Source organism: Streptomyces sirii, assembly GCF_045690365.1.
In the GTDB taxonomy this organism is placed as follows: domain Bacteria; phylum Actinomycetota; class Actinomycetes; order Streptomycetales; family Streptomycetaceae; genus Streptomyces; species Streptomyces sirii.
The window spans coordinates 1090676-1110477 of the sequence record NZ_CP147982.1 but is presented as its reverse complement, the minus strand read 5'-3'; the positions used below and the strand labels follow the sequence as shown (position 1 = coordinate 1110477).

Here is a 19802-nt window from a genome sequence, read left to right as displayed (position 1 = left end):
ATATCGCTCAGTTTAGGAGCATCCCCCGCTAGGGGGACGGTCCGCGGAGGCCGAGGAGAAATCCCCTACCTGGCAGGCAGGGACATCCCCTACGCGGCAGGTGGTCGGACCGGCACCGATCCATGGCGACGGCCGCCGGCGGATCAGGTGGCGGGCGGCAGCCGCAGCTGGAGCATGGCCAGCAGCCGCTGGTCCGGCCGGCTCAGATCGAGACCGGTCAGCTCCTCGGCCCGGCGGATCCGGTAGCGCAGGGTGTTGGGGTGCACATGCAGCTCGGCGGCCGCGGCCCGTACATCGCCGAAGGCGTTCAGATAGGTCAGGACGGTCTCCGCCAACTGCCCCTGGTGGCGGCTGTCGTGGGCGACCAGGGCGGTCAACCGGGGGTCCCGCATGGCGGGGTGCGCGGAGAGCAGCGTCAGTACCTCGCTGACGAGCACCTCCGCCTGGATGTCGGGCAGTGCGGCGACGGTGGTGGCGAAGCCGACGCTCACCATCGCGTCGAGTATCCGGTCCGCCTCCCGGCGCGACGCGGGGACCTCCCCGAGCGCCGGCACGATGCGGCCGACCGAGCCGCGCAGCGACAGTCCCAGATGGCGGCGCGCGGCGTCGGTGATCTCCTGCCCCCAGACGCGCAGGGTGCCGAGGTCGATGCTGCGCGGCAGCTGAGGCAGCAGCACATAGATCCGCGCATCGCCCTGGGTGACCAGCGCGCTGCGGTGCCGGGCCGCGGTGTGGACCGAGACGAGGTTGCTGACCTCGGCACGGGCCAGCTCCGGCGGGGTGGCCTCGGTGGATCCGTAGGTGAAGCCCAGGACCGCGGCCGGCCGGGCCGGATCCAGCCCCAGATGGGATGCCAGCGGCTGCGGCCCCGTCGTGCCCTCCAGCAGCCCGGCCGCCAGTGTGTGGGTCAGTGTCAGGTCCGCCGACAGCTCCCGGCGACGGCGTACGAGATGGTGTGCGGCGACCCGGGCGGCGCCCACCAGCGCCTGGTCCGACTGCTCGGTCAGCGGCGTCGACCCCTCCTGGACCCAGATGATGCCCAGTTGCCGCTCCCCGGACCGGATGGACACCGCGAGCCGGCGGCGGATACCCAGCTCGGGGTGGCCGTCGATGTTGATCACGTCGTCGGAGGCGCGCAGCCGCTGGAAGACGCCCCACTCGCGCAGCCGCGAGAGGTACTGCTCCGGGCCGTGCCAGCCCAGGATGGACAACCGCCGCAGATCGTCGACCTCGTCGGAGTCGGTGGACCGCGAGTAGGCCAGCACGCGGTTGGCGGTGTCCTCGATGCTGACGATGCCGCCGGTGAGGACGGCGGTGGTCTGGGCGAGCGCGAAGAGGTCCCCTTCCTGGGCCTCCTCGCCGGGGCGCCCCGGGGGCGCGCTCTCCAGGGCCGCCCGGGCCAGCGCGTCCACCTGCTCCCAGCGCGCTTCGGTGCGTACGGACAGCAGTGCGACGCCGGCGTCGACGGCGGTCTCGCTCAGCGCGGCGGCCTGGCCGGGGGTGTCCATCTTGACCGCGACGGCGCCGGCCCCGTCCCGTCCGCCGGCCCGCAGTGCGGGGAACGCGGCGCGGCCCCGGGCGCCGATGGCGAGGACCAGCTCGCCGGGGCGGGCCATCGGCGGGTCCTCGGGGTCGAGCAGGGCGACGCTGCGGATCTCGACGTCCAGCCCGGCGGGCGCGGCCTGCAGCTCGACCAGGGGGTCGCCCAGTGCCATGAGCAGCTGGCGCAGGGTGATGCCCGTAGGGGGTGAGGGTGTCGCGGCGGCTGGATCCATGATCGGCGCCTCTGCTGGGTTCGGATGGCGTGGGTTCGGTGCACTGCCGGCCCTCGCGGATGCACTCTCGCTACGTCACGCCAAGCAGCCGATCGGCCAAAGGCTGAGCCGCAACCGCGCGAATGAGCCACGCCAACAGTACTGATGCTATCCGCCGGGCTGATCGCGGCCGCCCCATCATGGGCGCACCGCCGGGCGTGGGCGTACCGTCGGGCGGCGGGCGTTCCGCAGGGGTCCGGCGGTGTCCGCGCACCGGGCTCCTTCGTCTACAGTGTTGTAGACCGTACGGGGCGCGGTGGACGCCGCTCCGCCCCGAGGTGTGGCTGCGCCCCCGTCCACCCGTCGCCAGAAACGGATCCCATGAGCGCGATCAGTATCGGCCAAGCCGTCGTCCTCGGAGCCATCGAGGGGGTGACGGAGTTCCTGCCCATCTCCTCCACCGGCCACCTCAAGATCGCCGAGGGGCTCATGGGGATCCAGGTCGACGACCGGACCGTCGTCGGCTTCTCCGCCGTCATCCAGGTCGGCGCGATCGCCGCGGCACTGGTCTACTTCGGCAAGGACATCGTGCGCATCGTGGGCGCGTGGTTCCGCGGGCTGCGCGACCGCGAGGAGCGCTACCACCACGACTACAAGTTCGCCTGGTGGGTCATCTTCGCCACCCTCCCGATCGTCGTCGTCGGCCTGGCCGCCAAGCCCCTGATCGAGGGCCCGCTCGCCTCCCTGTGGGTGGTGGCCGGCTCGCTGATCGTCGGCAGCGGGGTGATGTGGGCGGCGGACCAGATGGGCCGGCACAAGCGCGGGGAGGACGACACCTCCCTCAAGGACGCCATGTGGGTCGGCTGCTCGCAGATCCTCGCCCTGCTCTTCCCCGGCTTCTCCCGCTCCGGCGCCACCATGTCCACCGCCCTCATCCTCGACCTGGAGCGCGTCGCGGCCACCCGCCTGTCCTTCTTCCTCGGCATCCCGGCCCTCACGGGAGCGGGCATCTACGAGCTGAAGGACGCCGTCGGCAGCGGCGCGGCCATCGCCCCGCTGGCCATCGGCACCGTCGTCTCCTTCCTCGTCGCCTACGGCTCGATCGCCTGGCTGCTGAAGTTCGTGGCCAAGCACTCCTTCAACTCCTTCGTGCTCTACCGGATCGTCGTCGGCGCGCTGCTGTTCGGGCTGCTGGGCATGGGCGTACTGCACTGACGGCCGCCGCGCCGGACCGGGATCGGGGCCTCGCCGGTGGTATGGGTGCATCACGACGCACCCGCCCGACGCGGGCGCCGCGCCCTGGAGGTGGCCTTGTCGAACCGGGACGGCTCGGATACGGGCCCGGACGCCGCGCACGCGGGCGTACTGGCCCGTCTGCGGGTGATGGAGGAAGCCGCCGAGCGCATCGGCACCACCCTGGACGAGCAGACGATCTGCGCCGAGCTGTCGCGGTTCGTGTGCCGGCATCTGTGCGACGCCGCCGCGGTGGACCTCCTCCCCGATGACGCCGCCGCGGCCCGGCCCCCGTCCCGGGAGCCGGCGCTGCGCCGGGTGGCGTCGGCGGGTCTGGTGAGGGTGCTCCAAGTGCAGCTGTCGGACGACGACGGCGGCGGGCCCGGCGGTGGGTCACCCGCCGCGCGGGCACTGGCGGAGGGGCGCCCGATCACCGCCACCGCCGCGCTGGCGAAGGGGATGTCCGCCGGGTCCGTGTCGGTGCCGCTGCTCGTGCAGGGCCGCCGTTACGGCGTGCTGCTCGCCCTCCGCGCGGGCGGCGGCTTCACCGATCACGAGACCGCCGCCATGCAGTACGCGGCTCGCCTGGCGGCCGTCCATCTCGTGCACGCCCGCCGCTACGCCTCGGCCCAGCGCACCGCGATGGACCTGCAACGGGCGCTGCTCGCCGAGCCGGGCCGGCCGCACCCCAACCTGGAGCTCGCCACCCGCTACCTCCCGTCCGGCACCAGCGCCCTGGTCGGCGGCGACTGGTTCGAAACGGTGCGGCTCCACTACGGGCGCACCCTGCTGGTCATGGGCGACGTCATGGGGCATGGGCTCGACGCCGCCGTCGACATGAACGCCTACCGCTCCCACCTGCGCTATGTCGCCTCGACGGACCTGCCGCCGCACCGCGTACTGCGCCAGCTCGACGCGGCGGTGTCCGAGGACGAGGCCCGCCGTCCGGCGACCTGCCTGCTGGCCCGGGTGGATCCGGCGCGCGGTCTCGCCGGCTTCGCCAGTGCCGGCCATCTCCCCCCGGTGGTCTTCCGCGGCGACGGCGGCGCCGACCTGGTGCGCGTCCCCGTCGGCCCGCCACTGGGCACGGGCGTGGGCGGCTATGAACTGATCACCCGCGGCCTCACACCGGACGACACCCTGCTGATGTTCACCGACGGCCTCATCGAGCGCCGCGGTGAGGACATCGACGACTCCCTGGCCCGGCTGGCCCGGCTGCGGCTGCCCGCGCGGGCCGGCGTGGCGGAGGTACTCGACGAGGTCCTGCTCCGCCTCGACGGACTGCACGCCGAGGACGATGTCGCGGTCCTCGCCGCACGGTTGCGCGAGCGCCCCGGGCCGGAGGCCGACCCCGAGGCGTGAGGCCACCGCTTCCTGACGCCGGGTCGGTGATTCGTCCGAGGGCGCCGAAGGGGCGGCCGCGGCACCGGGCCACGGCCGCCCCTGGGGCTTCGCCGGGTCAGGCGCCCGGTGGCAGCTGGGACGGGCGGCCCCGTCCCCGGGTGGCGCGATAGCCGGCGATGCCCGCGAGCGCGGCGAGCGCACCACCCGCGGCGGTCCAGATCCAGCGGTCGGACCACCGTCCGGAGGACCAGCCGCCGTCCGGCTCGCGCAGGGCCGCGGGCCGCGGCGACGAGGCGTCCTCGTCGTCCTTCGACGCCGCGGCCGCGGCACCCGGCACCAGGGGAGCCGCGAGCCTGCCGTCCACCGCGTGCGCGCCGCCCTGGTCGGCCACCGACGCCTCGACATCGGCGTGCACCGGCAGACCCAGGTCCTCCTGCGGAAGGTCGACGACCGTCAGGCGCACGTAATAGCTGCCCGGCAGCGGATCGTTCGCCCAGGGCTCCGCCCAGCCGCGCACCGTACGCAGCGTGCAGGACAGCTCCACCGATCCGGCGTCCTTGGCCGCCGCCCTGGTCTGGGCGCCGTACACGCACGCCTGGCGGCGGCGCAGCCCGTCGTAGACATCGAGCTGCCAGGTGGCCGCGCCGTGCCGGGCGGCTGCCGCCGGCAGCGTCACCTTGGCCTTGACCGTGGCGCGCTGCCGGGTGTCCACGGGCAGCACCCAGTAGAGGTAGTCGCCGGTGGAGGCGTCGGCCGTCGCCGGCTGGTCCGGCTTGATGGCGGTCGCCGTACGGAACGAGGTGCCCGCCTCGGTCGGAGCGGCCGCCTCCGCGCCCTCGCTCGCGCTCGGACTCGGCGTGGGGCTGTCGGCGACAGCCGTTCCCGCCAGGCCGAAGAGGCTCGCGCCGGCCAGTACGGCGCTGGTCAGTATGCGTACGGTGCGCATCAGTTGGTCCTCCAGACGGTCACGCGCCAACGGGAGATCCAGCCCCACAGGAGCCCGGCCAGCAGCCCGGCGAGAGCCAGTGAGACCAGCAGCCACCAGCCGTGGCCGAGGCCGAAGGAGGCCGTGTCGGAGGCGTCGCCGGGACCGTCCACCAGGTCGATGGACAGCTCCATCGGCAGGCCGGGGTCGGTCTTGACCGATGCGGGCGCCGAGAAGGAGTTGCTGACCTGCAGACAGACCGTCTCCGCCGCCGGGTCGCCGTCGTCACCGTCGGGGGTGTCCGGCGACTTGGGATAGCGCAGCCCGGACGAGATCACATCCGTACGGCCGTCACCGGCCTCCGCGCCGCGGACGATCTCCCGGCCGTGCACGGTCGAGGCCCGCAACAGGACCCCGTAGTCGTTGTTGACGGCGCGGTCGGCGGCGATGCTCACCGACGCCCGCAGCTCCTGGCCGGGCCGGACGTCCACCCGGTACCAGCGGTGCTCGGCGAACTTCTCGCGGTCGCTGTAGAGACCGGCCTTGAGCTTCGGCGCGGTGGCGCACTGCCGGGCGCCCTCCGTGGGCACCGGGGTGACCACCGGATCGGCGGCCCGGTCCACCAACTGGTGCACACGGTCGCGGAGTTCCTTGGTGTGCTGCACGGAGGTGTAGGTGCCGCCGGTGGCCTCCGCGATGCAGCTCAGCTGCTGACGGGTCTTGGCGTCCGGCAGCAGCCCGAGGGTGTCGACGGTGAGGTGGATGCCCTCGGCGGCGATGTCACGGGCCACCTGGCAGGGGTCGAGCGGGGCGCAGGTGTCCTCGCCGTCCGTGATGAGCACGATCCGGCGCGTCCCGTCACCGCCCTTGAGGTCCTTGGCCGCGCCCAGCAGCGCGGGGCCGATGGGGGTCCAGCCGGTGGGGGTGAGGGTGGCCACCGCGGTCTTGGCCTCGGTCCGGTCCAGCGGACCGACCGGGTAGAGCTGGCGGGTGTCCTTGCAGCCGACCTTCCGGTCCTCGCCGCGGTAGTTGGCGCCGAGCGTCCGTATGCCGAGCTGTACGTCCTCGGGCACCGCGTCCAGCACCTCGTTGAACGCCTGCTTCGCCGCGGCCATCCGGCTCTGTCCGTCGATGTCGCGGGCCCGCATCGAGCCGCTGACATCGAGCGTCAACTCGACTTTGGGGACCGGCTTCGCGGACGGCTCGTCGGCGACGGCGGGTGAGGGCGCGAGGGCGGCGGCCATGACGGCAAGCAGGCCGCACACCCCGACCGCCAACCGTTTTCTTGTGATCATCGCTGGATCGTATGGAGAAAACCACCTCGCTCCAAAACGGCCCCGGAACCGGCCGGCGAAGGCAAGACCGGCGTCGGCGGCCCTTCGTCGGAGTCGACCCCGCTGTCCCGGCTCCGGCCACCGGGACGGCGTCCGGGGCGAGTTCGTCCTGGGCGGCGTCAGGTCGGGGTGGCGGCCATCCGCCGTACCGCCTCGGTGAGCACCTCGGGGGAGGTCGCCAGATTGAGCCGTACGTGGCCGGCGCCGCCGGTGCCGAAGTCCGGACCGGGGCTGAGGGCCACTCTGCCGCGGGCGAGGAACGCCGCGGCGGGGTCGTCCCCGAGCCCCAGCCGGCGGCAGTCGAGCCAGGCGAGACAGGTCCCGGGGGCGGGGCGGTAGCGGACCGCGGGCAGCTGCTCCGCCAGCAGCTCGGCCAGCAGCCGGCGGTTGTCGTCGAGGCCGGCGCACAGCGCGTCGAGCCAGCCGCCGCCGTCCCGCAGCGCTGCGGTGTGGGCGATGACACCGAGGTGGCTGGGACCGTGACCGACCTCTTCGGGTACGCGTGCCAGGTCGTCGGCGGCGGCGGGCCCGGCGACGGCGAGCGCGGCCTTGACACCGGCCAGGTTCCAGGCCTTGGTCGCCGACATCAACGACAGCCCGCTCTCCGCTCCGGGCACGCTCAGATAAGGCACGAAGGCGGTGCCCGGGGCCACCACGGGAGCGTGGATCTCGTCGGCGACGACCCGTACTCCGTATCTGTCCGCCAGTGCCGCGACGGCGGCCAACTCCTCGGCGCTGTGCACGGTGCCGGTCGGGTTGTGCGGGCTGCACAGCAGATACGCGGCCCGGGCCCCACCCGTCGCGGCCTGCCGGAACGCGCCCTCCAGCGCGGCGAGGTCGATCCGCAGATCCGGTCCCAGCGGCGCCTCCACCACGCGTCGGTCCATATGCGCCACGAACGGGTAGAACGGCGGATACACCGGGCAGTTGACGATCACCGGGTCGCCCGCGCGGGTCACCACCTTCAGGACCTCGACGATGCCCAGCATCACGTCGGGCACGATCATCGTCCGCGGCACGGCCAGCCCCTGCCACCCCCAGCGCCGGCGGGCGAAGCCGGCCAGTGCCTCGGCGTACGCCGTCCCCGCCGGGTAGCCGGTGTCGCCGAGCCCGATCGCGTCCGTGATCGCCCGCACGACCGGTGCGGCCAGCGGCACATCCATCTCCGCCACCCACAAGGGCAGCACATCGGCCGGATGGGTGCGCCACTTTATGCTCGTACGCCGGCGCAGCTCTTCGAGGGAGAGCCGGCGCAGCGGATCGGTGCGGTCCGGGTCGTCGGGCGGGGTCGGCGCTCTTCGCTCCATGAAGCCAAAATAGGCGCGCGCGGCATCGTGGTGCAGCCCTCGCGCGGCGGTTGGTTGCCCTGTCTACAACGGCCTTCTTCGGTAGCGTGAAAAGGAGATATGGGCATGGCTCGCTGAGAGGGGAGCGGTAGCCATGGGCAGGCGGATCACGCTCGAAGAATTCCGGACCTACCGAGCCGTCGCAGACGCACAGCGGGCTGCGGCCCTCGCCGGGACGACCTCCCCGTTCACCATCGAAGTGCGCTTCCTCGGCGGGCTCACGGAGACCCAGGAGGCCGCGTTCGCCGCGGCCGCCGAACGCTGGACCGGCGTCATCGTCGGTGACCTGGAGACCGCGATCGTCGGCGACGATGTCATCGACGACCTGCTGATCGAGGCGGAGGGCGTGCCGATCGACGACGCGTTCGGCATCCTCGGGATGGCCGGCCCCACCGACATCCGGGGCGACGACGCCGCCGCGGGGGCGGGGCTCCCCGCCAAGGGCGTCATGCGGTTCGACACCGCGGACCTGGACCGTATGGAGGCCGACGGCACACTCAACGACGTCATCACCCACGAGATGGGCCATGTGCTGGGAATCGGCTCCATCTGGACCGATTTCGGTCTCCTGAAGGGATTTCCCGGCACCAATCCGACCTTTGTCGGTCCCGGAGCGATGCGGGAGTTCGGCACTCTGGTCGGATCGGAGAATTCCGAGCCGGTGCCGGTCGCGAACATCGGCGGTGAGGGCAGTGCGGGCAGCCATTGGCGTGAGGCGGTGTTCGGCGCCGAGCTGATGTCGCCGCAGATCGCCGCCGCCGGCAACGCCATGAGCCGGTTGACGGTGGCGAGCCTCGGAGACCTGGGTTACGAGGTCGACGTCGATGCCGCGGAGCCGTACGAGCTCCCGGACTTCCTCATGGCGGCGAGGTCGGGCAACGGCGCGCTGCACGCCACACGCGAGCGGGGCATGGTGCTGCCGACCCTGCCGACGCGCGTGCGCCCGGGGAGGCCGCAGCGGGCGAATCCCTAGCGGACGAGGCCGTAGCGGGCGACTGCCCAGCGGACGAGGCCGACCGACCGGCCCTTTGTTCGGGTGGCCGTGCGGAGTTCGGCGTGGACGGTTCAGGTGGCCGTGAGGACCAGCGCGGCCTGGTCGTCGGGGGTGGAGTCGCCCGCGAACGCGGTGACCGCGGCCGTGACGGCCTCGATGAGTGTGGCGGCCGTGGGGGAGGTGCGGCCGCGGAGTGCGGTGCGGCAGCGGACCGCGGCGAGGGCGTCGGCGAGGCGGTGCTCGTCGAAGAACTCCCCGTCGGAAGCGCGAGCCTCGGTGATGCCGTCGGTGACCAGCACCAGGCTGTCCCCCGGACGGAGATCGACCCGGCAGGAGGTCCCGTCGAAGTCCGGCGCGATGCCCAGGAGCAGGCCCGGCTCGGCGATCACCTCGACCGTGCCGTCGGCCCGGCGTATGAGCGGCGGAACATGGCCGGCGCGTATCAGGTCCAGCGTCAGGCCGGAGGCGGAGCGCCGTAGTTCGCCGTAGACGAGGGAGACGAAGTTGTCCTCGGTGGTGCTCTGGGCGAGCGCGCCGTTGATGGCGGCGACCACGGCGGCGGGGTCGGTGAGCAGCCGGGCGGCGGCTCGCGCGGTGTGGCGGACCATGCCGGTGGTGGTGGCGGCCGCCGCCCCGCGCCCGCAGACATCGCCGATCATGAACGCCCAGCGGTCGTCGGGCAGCGGGAAGACGTCGTAGAAGTCGCCGCCCACGTCGAGCCCTTCGCCGGCGGGGTGGTAGGACGCCGCGAGACCGGCGCCGGGTATCCGGGGCAGCGCGGGCGGCAGCAGACCGGCCTGCAGATCGCGGGCGAGCCGGACGCGGTCGGTGAACTGGTGGGCGTTGTCGGCGCTGGAAGCCGCCCGGCGGGCGAGCTCCTCGGCCAGGGCGATGACATGGCAGTCCAGGGGCCGGTCGGGGGTGGCCACCAGGGTCAGCACGCCGAAGGTGCGGCCGCGGGTGGTCAGCGGCACGCAGACGTATCGGGTGACGTCGAGGTCCTGGTCGGGTGCGTCGGAGCGGTCGGGGTTCGAGGCGGGTGCGCCGAGGTCGTCGAGGTCCGGGGTGGGGGCGCCGGGGGCGTCGAGGTCCTGGGTGGGCGCGCCGGCCTGGTCGGGCTCCGTGGGGGGAGCGCCGACCGGGTGGCGGTCGGTCTCCGTGGTGCCCGAGGCGAGGACCCGGGCGACCGCGTGGTCGATCTCGTCGCCGATGCCCGGGGAGGCGAGGTACTCCTCCGCGGCCCGGGACGCGGAGGCCACCGCGATCCGCCGGGTCCGGCCGTCCTCGACGACATGGACGGTGCACAGCGGCGCCAGCGCGGGCACGGTCAGCCGGGCCATGCACTGCAGGCAGTCGAAGTAGTGCGGCTCGCGCGTGATCGCGGTGCTGGCGTCGAGCACGAAGGCCAGGTCCTCGCGGGCGGCCTTCTCCCGTTCCTGGGCGGCGCGGCCGGCCTCCATGGCGCGGTGTCGTTGGATGGCCAGCGCGGTGATCCGGGCGAACGCGGCGCTGAGCGCCACGTCCTTGTCCGCGGGGACCTTGGGGGTGCGGTGGTACATCGCGAAGGTGCCCAGCAGCTCGTCGTCCGCGCCCAGGATCGGGGTGGACCAGCACGCCGCGAGCCCGGCCCGGCGCGCCAGGTCCTCGTAGCCCGCCCACCGGGGGTCGGTGGCGATATCGCTGACGATCACCGGGGCGCGCAGATAGGCGGCCGTGCCGCAGGAGCCCACGTTCGGGCCGGTGGCCACGCCGTCGATCGCTTCGTTGTAGAAGTCGGGCAGGCTGGGGCCGGTGCCGTGCCGCAGATGCCGGCCATCGGGGTCGGCGAGCAGCACCGAGACGATCAGTTCCGGGGCGAGGTCCTCGATCGCCCGCGCCATGTCGGTGAGGATCTCGCGGAGCGGGGCGTCGCGCGCGATCTGCTCCAGCAGGATGCGCTGCTCGGCGGCGAGCAACTGGGCGTGGTGGTACGGGGTGGTCTCCACCGCGATCACGATCACCCCGTCGACCCGGCCGACCGCGTCCCGCCGGGGCTCGTAGGTGAAGTCGAAGAACCCCTCCCGCTCCGCCCCTGGCGCACCGAGCACCAGCCGCCCGCCCCGGGCCCGGTACGCGGTACCAGTGGCGTACACGGCGTCGAGACGGTCCAGGACGCCCTGGGGTCCCAGCTCCGGATAGAGCTCGCCGACCGGCGCGCCGGTCAGTGTGCGCTCGCCGCCGAACACCTCGAAGAACGCCGGATTCGCCGCCTCCAGCACATGCTGCGGGCCGCACAGGGCAGCGAAGATCACCGGGGCCTGATCGAACAGGTCCTCGTACTCCTCGGTCCGGGTGTACGCGGTCGTGGACCGCGCAGTGACCGCTTCGAGGCGATCCGACGGTATGGACATCGCAGGCCGCCCTCTCTGGCATTCGCCGACCGCGCCGTCGAGTCCTCCCTTCACTCTTACACACGGCGGTGGCGAAGTGAGCGAGCCGGCCTCCCGGGCACTCATCCGCCAGGTGCGCCCGCGTGTCGGTGACATCTGAGCGGCATACGGAGGAGGGCCACGGCGGCGGTGCCCGGCATCCCCGCGCCGACGTGGCTGTCTCGTCGATGACCGACGGCAGCGGTACGACAGGAGCGCATGATGGCCACTTCCGCCCCCGGGGGCTCTTCGCCCTTGGCCGCAGCGCGCCATCGCTTTAGGGGATGGATGCTGGAAGGCCTGGCCGACATGGCCAAGCACCACCCGGGTCCGCACGCCGGGCCGCAGAGCGCCCACAAGGGGCAGCGGTGGTGGCGGGTGATGTGTCTGACCGGTGTGGACTACTTCTCCACTCTCGGTTATCAGCCGGGCATCGCCGCCCTGGCCGCCGGGGCGCTGTCGCCGATCGCCACCATCGTCCTGGTCATCGTGACGCTCGCCGGCGCGCTGCCGGTCTACCGGCGGGTGGCGAAGGAGAGCCCGCACGGCCAGGGCTCGATCGCGATGCTGGAGCGGCTGCTGTCCTTCTGGAAGGGCAAGCTGTTCGTGCTGACGCTGCTGGGGTTCGCCGCCACCGACTTCCTGATCACCATCACCCTCTCCGCGGCCGACGCAGCCACCCACCTGGTGGAGAACCCGCACGTCAACAGCGCCCTGCACAACCAGCAGATGGTCATCACGCTGATCCTGGTCGCCCTGCTCGGCGCGGTCTTCCTCAAGGGGTTCCTGGAGGCGATCGGGGTGGCGATCGTCCTTGTGGGCCTCTACCTCGCCCTCAACGCCGTCGTGGTCGTCGCCGGGCTGTGGCATGTGGTCACCGCGGCGCACGTCATTCCCGACTGGTCCCATCTGCTGACGACCGAGCACGGCAACGCCCTGGCCATGATCGGGGTGGCGCTGCTGGTCTTTCCGAAGCTGGCGCTGGGCCTGTCCGGCTTCGAGACCGGTGTGGCGGTGATGCCGCACATCGAGGGCGAGCCCGGCGATACCGAGGAGCGTCCTACGGGGCGGATCCGGGGCGCGAGGAAGCTGCTCACCACTTCCGCCGCGATCATGAGCGTCTTCCTGATCCTGACCAGCTTCATCACCACGCTGCTCATCCCCGCGGAGGCGTTCGAGCCCGGTGGACAAGCCAATGGGCGTGCGCTGGCCTACCTGGCCCATGAGTACCTGGGCTCGGCCTTCGGCACCGTCTACGACATCTCCACCATCGCCATCCTGTGGTTCGCCGGCGCCTCGGCCATGGCCGGGCTGCTGAACCTGATGCCGCAGTACCTGCCGCGCTACGGCATGGCGCCCCACTGGGCGCGAGCCGTACGCCCGATGGTGCTGGTGTTCACCCTCGTCGCGTTCCTGGTGACCTGGATCTTCGACGCCGATGTGGACGCCCAGGGCGGCGCCTACGCCACCGGTGTCCTGGTCCTGATCAGCTCCGCGGCGATCGCCGCGACCATCGCCGCGCGGCGGGCCCAGGAGCGCGGCTGGACGATCGGCTTCGCCGTCATCTCCGTGGTGTTCCTCTACACGACCATCGCGAACATCATCGAACGGCCCGACGGCGTCAAGATCGGCGCCTGCTTCATCGCCGGCATCATCCTGCTGTCCTTCCTCTCCCGCCTCGCCCGAGCCTTCGAACTGCGGGTGACCAGCGTGCTGCTCGACGAGATGGCCGACCGGTTCATCCGCGACATCGCCCATCGCAAGATCCGCCTGATCGCCAACGAACCCGACCAGCGCGATCTGGCCGAATACCGCGACAAGCTCCAGCAGATCCGCACCGACAACGACCTGCCGGCCGACGACGACTACATCTTCGTCGAGGTCACCATCGGCGACCCTTCCGAATTCGAGAGCGAACTGCGGGTGCGCGGGGAAGTGCTGCACGGCCGCTACCGCGTGCTCCGCCTGGAGAGCTCCACCGTCTCCAACGCCCTGGCCGCGCTGCTGCTGCACGTACGCGACGAGACCGGGCAGCGGCCGCACATCTACTTCGAGTGGACCGAGGGCAACCCCTTCGCCCAACTGCTGCGGTTCTTCCTCTTCGGCCAGGGCGAGGTCGCACCCGTCACCCGCGAGGTCCTCCGCGAGGCCGAACCCGACCGCTCCCGCCGCCCACGCGTCCACGTCGGCTGAGCGCGAGCACGCCCGCACGGCGGTCCCGGTCACCGGATCACCGGGTGAACGGCTGGATGGACTGGGCGTGCCGGAAGACGTTGCGCGGGTCCCAGTACTCCTTGGCCTCCTGCAGCCGCCGGTAGTTGTCGTCGCCGTAGTACAGGCGGTGCGAGGGCTGGCCCGAGGTGTTCCATTCGGGGTCGTCGAGGTCGGTGTCGGGGTAGTTGATGTAGCACCCGTCCGTCACCGGCGCCGGCTTCCCTTCGGCCGAGGCCTCGGCGGGCGCCAGTACCGGCACTCCGCCGGTGTCCTTGTAGACATCGCGGTAGAACTCCCGGATCCAGCGCAGGTGCGGCGCGGCGATGGACGGGTCGATTTCGGCGTCGTGGTGGTCGGCGACACCGTCCTTGTTGGAGTCCCGCTTCCAGCTCCAGTAGGTCTGGTACTGCAGCTTCAGCACGGAGCTGCGCTGATAGACCGCGGTGTCCTGGCTGTCGGGGAGGTTGATCGCGCCACCGTAGGAGTCGACCTGGAGCAGCGCCTGCGGATTCTTGTAGCCGTCGTCGCGGGTCAGAGCGCCGTAGATGGCGGTGAGCTGCGTCTCGGTGAAACCACGTGTCATATACGCCGACTTGTACTTGCCGCACTGGTTGTCACCGGAGCCGTTGAGGGTCTGAGTGGCCGTGAGCCAGGGCAGCCTTGTCGGTACGTGCAGTCCGCCCATGGGGGCGTGCTCGCCCATCCGCCGGTCCAGTGGTGTGGGGTCGACGCCCAGGTCCTTGGTGATCCAGCCGAGGAAGGCGTTCAGCCGCGCGACGCTGTCCGGCCGGGTGGCGTCGAGCTGGGTGATCAGGCCGATCTTGCCGTTGGAGTGGTGCGTCAGCTTCAGCAGCGTGAACATGTCGGTGAAGTCGCCGCGGAGGGACTCCGGCAGCTGCCGGGTGTTCTCGTACTCGAAGAACAGCCCGTAATTGCGCACCAGCGACTTGAAGCGGTCCGGCTCGCCCCTGAGCTTGTCCCAGGGCCAGGCGACGGCGTGCAGCAGGACTTCGCCCGGAGGCTTGGGCAGCCCCTTGAACCAGTAGCGGGTGACCACGCCGAAGTTGCCGCCGCCCCCGCCGGTGTGCGCCCACCACAGGTCCCGCAGCCGCTCGTCGGGGGAGTCCCGGCGGGCGACCACGACCTCCGCGTGCTGGCCGTCGCGGACGACGACGACCTCCACCGCGTACAGGTAGTCCACCGTCAGGCCGTGCTGCCGGGACAGCAGTCCGTACCCGCCCCCCGACACATGGCCGCCGGCGCCCACGGAGTAGCACGAACCGCCGGGGAGGGCGACGCCGAACGGTGCGTAGAGGTGGGTGGCGACATGCCAGTTGTTCGCGCCGGCCTCGACGCAGTACGCCCCCATCTCCTGGTCGAGATAGGCCCGGTCCATCTGCCCGAGGTCCACGATCACCCCGACATCGTCGCCGCAGACGAAGTTCTCGTAGCAGTGGCCGCCCGACCGGACCGTGATGCGCCGGTCGAGACTCTCGTCGGGGCGGTGGCTCGCCAGATACTTGTTGAGCGCGGCGACGGCCTCGTCCGTCGAGCCGACCACCGACACATAGTCAGGACTTGCGATGAAGCGCTGGTTGAAGCCTCGGCGCAGGGCCTCGTAGCGGGGGTCGCCCGGGCCCACCTCCGTACCGCACTCGGTTCCGGCCTTGGTCTGGTATGTAGTCATGGTGCTCTCCCTGAGATGGAGCGACGGCGCCGTACGACGACCTCGCGCGGAAGCTCTGCGTAACCAATGACTACTATCCGTGACCGCCATGGGTATGGGAATGCCCGGAACGTGTCCCTCCGCGTGTCTTGGGTTGACTGCCGCGCTTCCGCGTCAGTGAGCAACAGCCGGTGCGGCCGGTGGCGTGATCACCGGCAGCTGATCCGGGGGTCCCGGTACTGGTCCCGGACCTCGGGGCGTTGCCGGAAGCCGGCCGACTTGTAGGTGGCGACGGCGCCGACATCGGAGCTCGGAGTGCAGGCGAGCGCGCTCGACGAGCCCAGCTCCTGGAGTGCGGCCGCCGCGGCGAGGGAGATCGCCTCGCCGTAGCCCTGGCGGCGATGTTCCCGGTGCACGCCCATCGGTTCGAGCAATCCCGGTCTACCCCGACCGGCCGACCACACCGTCACCCCCGCCACCGCGTCGCCCCGTTCGTCGAACGCGAGCAGACACCGGGCGTCCGCGTACGGCGATCCGGTCGCCATCGCGTGCCGGCGCTCGTCCGTGAATGTCGACCCGTCGAACGCCGCCCGAACCACGGCGGCGAACATGTGCGCCCGCTCCGGCCCGACCACCTCGATCCGCACACCTGGGTCCCGCACCGGCTCCGTGAGGTCGCGGCGCAGCGGCGTCCACGGCTCATCCGCCTTCCAGCCGTCCTCGAACAGCAGGTCCTGGACCAGCGCACCCACCGGCGACTCGATGTTCACCTTGCCCTCGGGCAGCACACCGCGCTCCGGCGCGGTCACGTCGTCAACCAACCGCCGCGCCAGCTCCTCGTCCCGCCGAGCGTCCGGCGCGATCGTCAGCGCCACAGCTCGCCCACAGCCTCGCTCAGCCCGTCGATTGCCGGTTCGCCCAACGCGATCGCCATACCGCCGATCACACACCACCACCGAGCGTCCGCACCCGGTTTTCGACCGCCCCGCGTGGTGCGGGTGCGAGGACTCGGGAAGGCAGCCGATGAGCGAAGAGACACGACCTGGGCGTCCACGGCGGCCGCAGCACCGTGGTACGGCCCTGGCGGACAGACCCTAGCCTGGAGGAATGAGCGGTGACGTGGTCACGGTGTTCCTCTGCGGGGACGTGATGCTCGGTCGCGGCGTCGACCAGATCCTGCCGCACCCGGGCGACCCCGCGCTGCGGGAGGGCTATGCCCGCGACGCCCGCGACTACGTCGCGTTGGCCGAGGCGGTGAACGGCCCCATCCCCCGTCCGGTCGACTACTCCTGGCCGTGGGGGGAGGCGCTGGGGGTGCTGGACGAGGCCGCGCCCGCCGCACGCGTGATCAATCTGGAGACCAGCGTCACGCGCAGCGACGCCTTCGCCCCCGGCAAGGAAGTCCACTACCGGATGAACCCCGCGAACCTCCCCTGCCTGACCGCCGCCCGCCCCGACGTCTGCGTACTGGCCAACAACCACGTCCTGGACTTCGACCGCAGTGGACTGCAGGAGACGCTCGACACGCTGACGGGCGGCGGGCTGCGGACGGCGGGGGCGGGCAGGGACGCCGACGCGGCCCGGCGGCCGGCCGTCGTCCCCGTCGAAGGGGGCCGGCGCGTCCTGGTCTTCTCCTTCGGCCTGCCCTCCAGCGGCATTCACCGGACCTGGGCCGCGGGCGAGGACCGGAGCGGGGTCGCGTTCGTGGCCGGGCCGTCCCAGGCCGCCGCCTGGGAGTGGGCCGTCCGCGTCCAGCAGGCGAAGCGACCGGGGGACACGGTGGTGGCCTCGGTCCACTGGGGCCCCAACTGGAGCTACGGCGTCTCCCGCGCCGAGACCGCCTTCGCGCACACCCTCCTCGACGGCGGCGTGGACATCGTGCACGGGCACTCCGCGCACCACCCCCGCGGCCTGGAGGTGTACCGGGGAAAGCTCCTGATCCACGGGTGCGGCGACTTCATCGACGACTACGAGGGCATCACCGGCTACGAGCACTACCGGGACGATCTGCGGCTGCTCTACCTCGTGTCGGTGGAACCGGACACCGGCCGGCTCCAGGACGTACGCATCACCCCGCTCCAGGCCCACCAGATGAGGCTGCGGCACATCTCCTCCGAGGACTCCCGCTGGCTGCAAAGGCTCCTCGGCCGGATCGCCACCGGCTTCCAGGCGTGCGCCGCCTCCGAACCCGGGGGCACGCTGACGCTCCGGCCCGCGTGAGGCACGCGCTCTCTCCCCCGGGCCGGTGGGCGGTCAGACGTGCAGGGTCAGGGGCGGATGTGTGCCGTTCAGAAAGTGATCGCCGATGTCCCGGAGGCGGTGCGTGGGGGAGCCCTGCGCCGTCAGGACGCGCGCGTTGCGCCAGAACCTGTCGAACCCGGGGCCGTCGGCCAGGGCGTCGGCGCCGTCGGTGAGTTCCAGGATCCGGGTGGTGATGCGCATGGCGGACCGGCTGGTGACCGCCTCCGCCGCGGCGACCAGGACGGCGATGTCGGCGCGTTCCTCGACGCCGAGCTCGCGGCCCGCCACAAGGCCCCTCGCCAGGGCCTCCGTCGCCGGTTCCACCACCGCCGCTGCGGTGTGCGCGGCGGCCACCAACTCCCCGTAGGCGAGCAGGAGATAAGGATCACCATCCGGAAGCCCCTCGTACGTACCGCTGTCGGGACCCGAGGGCGGCCAGGTGCGCGGCGCGGCGCGGCTGAAGTCCCGCGCCTCGGCCAGCGCTCCTTCGGCGATCCCCAGGCCGACGTGGACGAGGGCGAGCCGGAGAGCCAGCGGGGCGAGCGCGGCGAAGGGGGAGACGTCGTGCTCGTCGCGCGGGACGGCGCCCAGAACCTGGTCCGGGGACGACACCGGGACGCCTTCGAAGCCGATGCTGCCCGCCCCGGTGAGCCGCTGCCCCAGGCGGTCGTGCGACGGATCGGCCGTCACACCGGGGTGCGCCGGGTCCACGAGCACCACCAGCGACTCACCGGTCTCGGTGCACACCGCGCCGAGCACCAGCCGGTCGGCGACGGCGACACCCGCGGCGAACGCCCGGCGGCCGTTGAGGAGATACCCGCCGGAGGTCGGTGTCAGGGTCAGCTCCGGGCCGGTCTCCGTCCCCGAGTCCGCCTCCGTCCCCGGAACGCCGATGTCCCCGCCCCAGAGCCACTGCTCCTCGGCCGCCCGGTGTTCGAGTGCGGCGGCCCGCTCCGGGGTGCCGAAGAACCGGGCGCTCCACGACAGAGCGTAGTGCCGCCCGAGGAGTTCGCCGATGGAGCTGTCGGCCGCCGCGATCTCACGGATGACCGCGCAGGCGGTCCGCAGGTCGGTGCCTCCTTGCGTCGGGCCGGGCGGCATCAGCAGGGCCGGCAGACCGGCTTCGCGCACCCGTTGGAGCTCGTCGAACGGCGGCTTGCCCGCGCGGTCGCGGAGGAGCGCGTCGACGGCGAGATCGTCCGCCACCTCACGGGCGACCAGCGGCCATATCCCGTCCTGCGAAGGCTCGTTGGCCGGCGGGGCGACGGGACACGCTGCGGACCTCTTCGACATGACGCCGTTCACCGTCCCCTCTCGGATCCAGTTTCCCTAGTTTTCCCACTGGATTGATAGGGAAAGAATGCGTCCGGACTCCGCGCGCAGCAAGGGCCGTTCAAAGGGTGGACAGCGCGGTCTTGAACTCCGGACAGCCCATAGGGCATTTCCGGTGGGGGAGACGCTTCCTTGGGGGCGGTGGGGAGCTCCCGGGGGCGACGAGTCTCCTAGGGGTTCGTCCAGGAGTCGGGGTCCTCGGCCAGTGCCGAGACCGGGCCGGGCAGTTCGGCCGCTGCGACATCGGCCAGGGACACCCCGTCCAGGATCTGGCGGACGTTGGCGCGCAGCGCGATCCACAGCGGCAGCAGCGACTCGGCCGGCCCGCTGTAGGACAACTCCGGCGGGCGGACCCCGCGTACGGACACCAGTGGTCCGTCGACGACACGGATCACATCCGCGATGCTGATGGACTCCGCGGACCGGGCCAGCCGATAGCCCCCGTTGCCACCGCGCTGGCTGAGGACCAGTCCGCCCCGGCGCATGTCGTTGAGGATGCCTTCGAGGAACTTGTGCGGAATGTCCTGGGCGTCGGCGATGGCCTCCGCCTTGAGCGGTCCCGCGTCCCGGGCGTCAGCGAGTTGCAGCGCGGCGCGCACCGCATAGTCCGCTCTGGCTGAAATCCGCATGCCTGCATTATTCCGCAGCGGCGGTGCGGGCTCTCGCCCCGGCCACCCCCGGCCGCCGTCCCGGCCACAGCCCCTTGACGTGGCTCGACGGCGGCTCGACACTCGGGACGGGAACCCTAGCGAACGGGTGGGAAATCATGGGGCGTGCAGGGGCGGCAGACGACCGCGCGGTCCGCGCCTTTCGGCCGCTTCCCCCGCTGACGTCACGCCGGCACATCGATCTCCTGCGCGTCTGCAGCGCGGCAGATCCCCTTCGCTGAGGCGGTCGCGGCCGCTCCGCGCCGCCCCTCGTTCCCCGCCGCACCCCCCTCCGTAGCCGGGCCCGCGCCGACGGCGCGTCCGCCCGCCGCCCGAGGCGCATCCGCCCGTACGCCCGCACCTC

At 72.1% G+C, this 19802-nt stretch carries 14 protein-coding genes; 5 read left to right on the top strand and 9 right to left on the bottom strand.

Annotated features, from left to right (window positions below; translation table 11 throughout):
- Nucleotides 1–143: 143 nt before the first annotated feature.
- Nucleotides 144–1775 (bottom strand): PucR family transcriptional regulator, encoded by a 1632-nt coding sequence (locus WAB15_RS05215; protein ID WP_399144549.1) that lies wholly within the window; start codon nucleotides 1773–1775, stop codon nucleotides 144–146.
- A 360-nt stretch (nucleotides 1776–2135) separates the two neighbouring features.
- Between WAB15_RS05215 and WAB15_RS05210 the strand changes: the two genes are divergently transcribed.
- Together WAB15_RS05210 and WAB15_RS05205 are read left to right on the top strand one after the other, a co-directional pair.
- Complete coding sequence (locus WAB15_RS05210) at nucleotides 2136–2969, top strand: undecaprenyl-diphosphate phosphatase (protein WP_399144550.1); 834 nt, start codon at nucleotides 2136–2138, stop codon at nucleotides 2967–2969.
- A gap of 168 nt (nucleotides 2970–3137) precedes the next feature.
- On the top strand, nucleotides 3138–4349 hold the full coding sequence (locus WAB15_RS05205; RefSeq protein WP_407289170.1) for a PP2C family protein-serine/threonine phosphatase: 1212 nt from the start codon (nucleotides 3138–3140) through the stop codon (nucleotides 4347–4349).
- 97 nt (nucleotides 4350–4446) lie between these two features.
- Here WAB15_RS05205 and WAB15_RS05200 read toward each other — a convergent pair whose 3' ends face one another.
- From WAB15_RS05200 to WAB15_RS05190, 3 genes are all read right to left on the bottom strand, one after another.
- Complete coding sequence (locus tag WAB15_RS05200) at nucleotides 4447–5277, bottom strand: hypothetical protein (protein ID WP_407285488.1); 831 nt, start codon at nucleotides 5275–5277, stop codon at nucleotides 4447–4449.
- The gene (locus WAB15_RS05195; protein ID WP_407285487.1) at nucleotides 5277–6551 is read right to left on the bottom strand and encodes a VWA domain-containing protein; all 1275 of its coding nucleotides are present in this window, start codon (nucleotides 6549–6551) and stop codon (nucleotides 5277–5279) included. The genes WAB15_RS05200 and WAB15_RS05195 overlap by 1 nt, the downstream gene beginning before the upstream one ends.
- A 158-nt stretch (nucleotides 6552–6709) precedes the next feature.
- Nucleotides 6710–7897, bottom strand: a complete 1188-nt coding sequence (locus WAB15_RS05190; RefSeq protein ID WP_407285486.1) for a MalY/PatB family protein — start codon at nucleotides 7895–7897, stop codon at nucleotides 6710–6712.
- A 133-nt stretch (nucleotides 7898–8030) separates the two neighbouring features.
- Between WAB15_RS05190 and WAB15_RS05185 the strand changes: the two genes are divergently transcribed.
- Complete coding sequence (locus tag WAB15_RS05185; RefSeq protein WP_407285485.1) at nucleotides 8031–8909, top strand: leishmanolysin-related zinc metalloendopeptidase; 879 nt, start codon at nucleotides 8031–8033, stop codon at nucleotides 8907–8909.
- Between the two features lie 92 nt (nucleotides 8910–9001).
- Here the strand turns inward: WAB15_RS05185 and WAB15_RS05180 are convergent, their stop codons facing one another.
- Entirely contained in the window at nucleotides 9002–11320 is a 2319-nt protein-coding gene (locus WAB15_RS05180; RefSeq protein ID WP_407285484.1) for a SpoIIE family protein phosphatase, read from the bottom strand.
- Nucleotides 11321–11560: 240 nt separating this feature from the next.
- Between WAB15_RS05180 and WAB15_RS05175 the strand changes: the two genes are divergently transcribed.
- Nucleotides 11561–13531: an amino acid transporter gene (locus WAB15_RS05175; protein ID WP_407289169.1), complete on the top strand. Its 1971-nt coding sequence runs from the start codon at nucleotides 11561–11563 to the stop codon at nucleotides 13529–13531.
- 37 nt (nucleotides 13532–13568) lie between these two features.
- Here WAB15_RS05175 and WAB15_RS05170 read toward each other — a convergent pair whose 3' ends face one another.
- Nucleotides 13569–15239, bottom strand: a complete 1671-nt coding sequence (locus tag WAB15_RS05170; RefSeq protein ID WP_407285483.1) for an FAD-dependent oxidoreductase — start codon at nucleotides 15237–15239, stop codon at nucleotides 13569–13571.
- 188 nt (nucleotides 15240–15427) lie between these two features.
- A complete protein-coding gene (locus WAB15_RS05165; protein ID WP_407289168.1) occupies nucleotides 15428–16309 on the bottom strand; it encodes a GNAT family N-acetyltransferase in 882 nt (293 codons plus the stop codon).
- A gap of 16 nt (nucleotides 16310–16325) precedes the next feature.
- Between WAB15_RS05165 and WAB15_RS05160 the strand changes: the two genes are divergently transcribed.
- Nucleotides 16326–17438 carry a CapA family protein gene (locus WAB15_RS05160; protein WP_399144559.1) on the top strand — a complete coding sequence of 371 codons (1113 nt, stop codon included), beginning with the start codon at nucleotides 16326–16328 and terminating at the stop codon, nucleotides 17436–17438.
- A 33-nt stretch (nucleotides 17439–17471) separates the two neighbouring features.
- Here the strand turns inward: WAB15_RS05160 and WAB15_RS05155 are convergent, their stop codons facing one another.
- Entirely contained in the window at nucleotides 17472–18752 is a 1281-nt protein-coding gene (locus WAB15_RS05155; RefSeq protein ID WP_407285482.1) for an acyl-CoA dehydrogenase, read from the bottom strand.
- 209 nt (nucleotides 18753–18961) lie between these two features.
- On the bottom strand, nucleotides 18962–19420 hold the full coding sequence (locus tag WAB15_RS05150) for an RrF2 family transcriptional regulator (RefSeq protein ID WP_399144561.1): 459 nt from the start codon (nucleotides 19418–19420) through the stop codon (nucleotides 18962–18964).
- Between the last annotated feature and the right edge of the window lie 382 nt (nucleotides 19421–19802).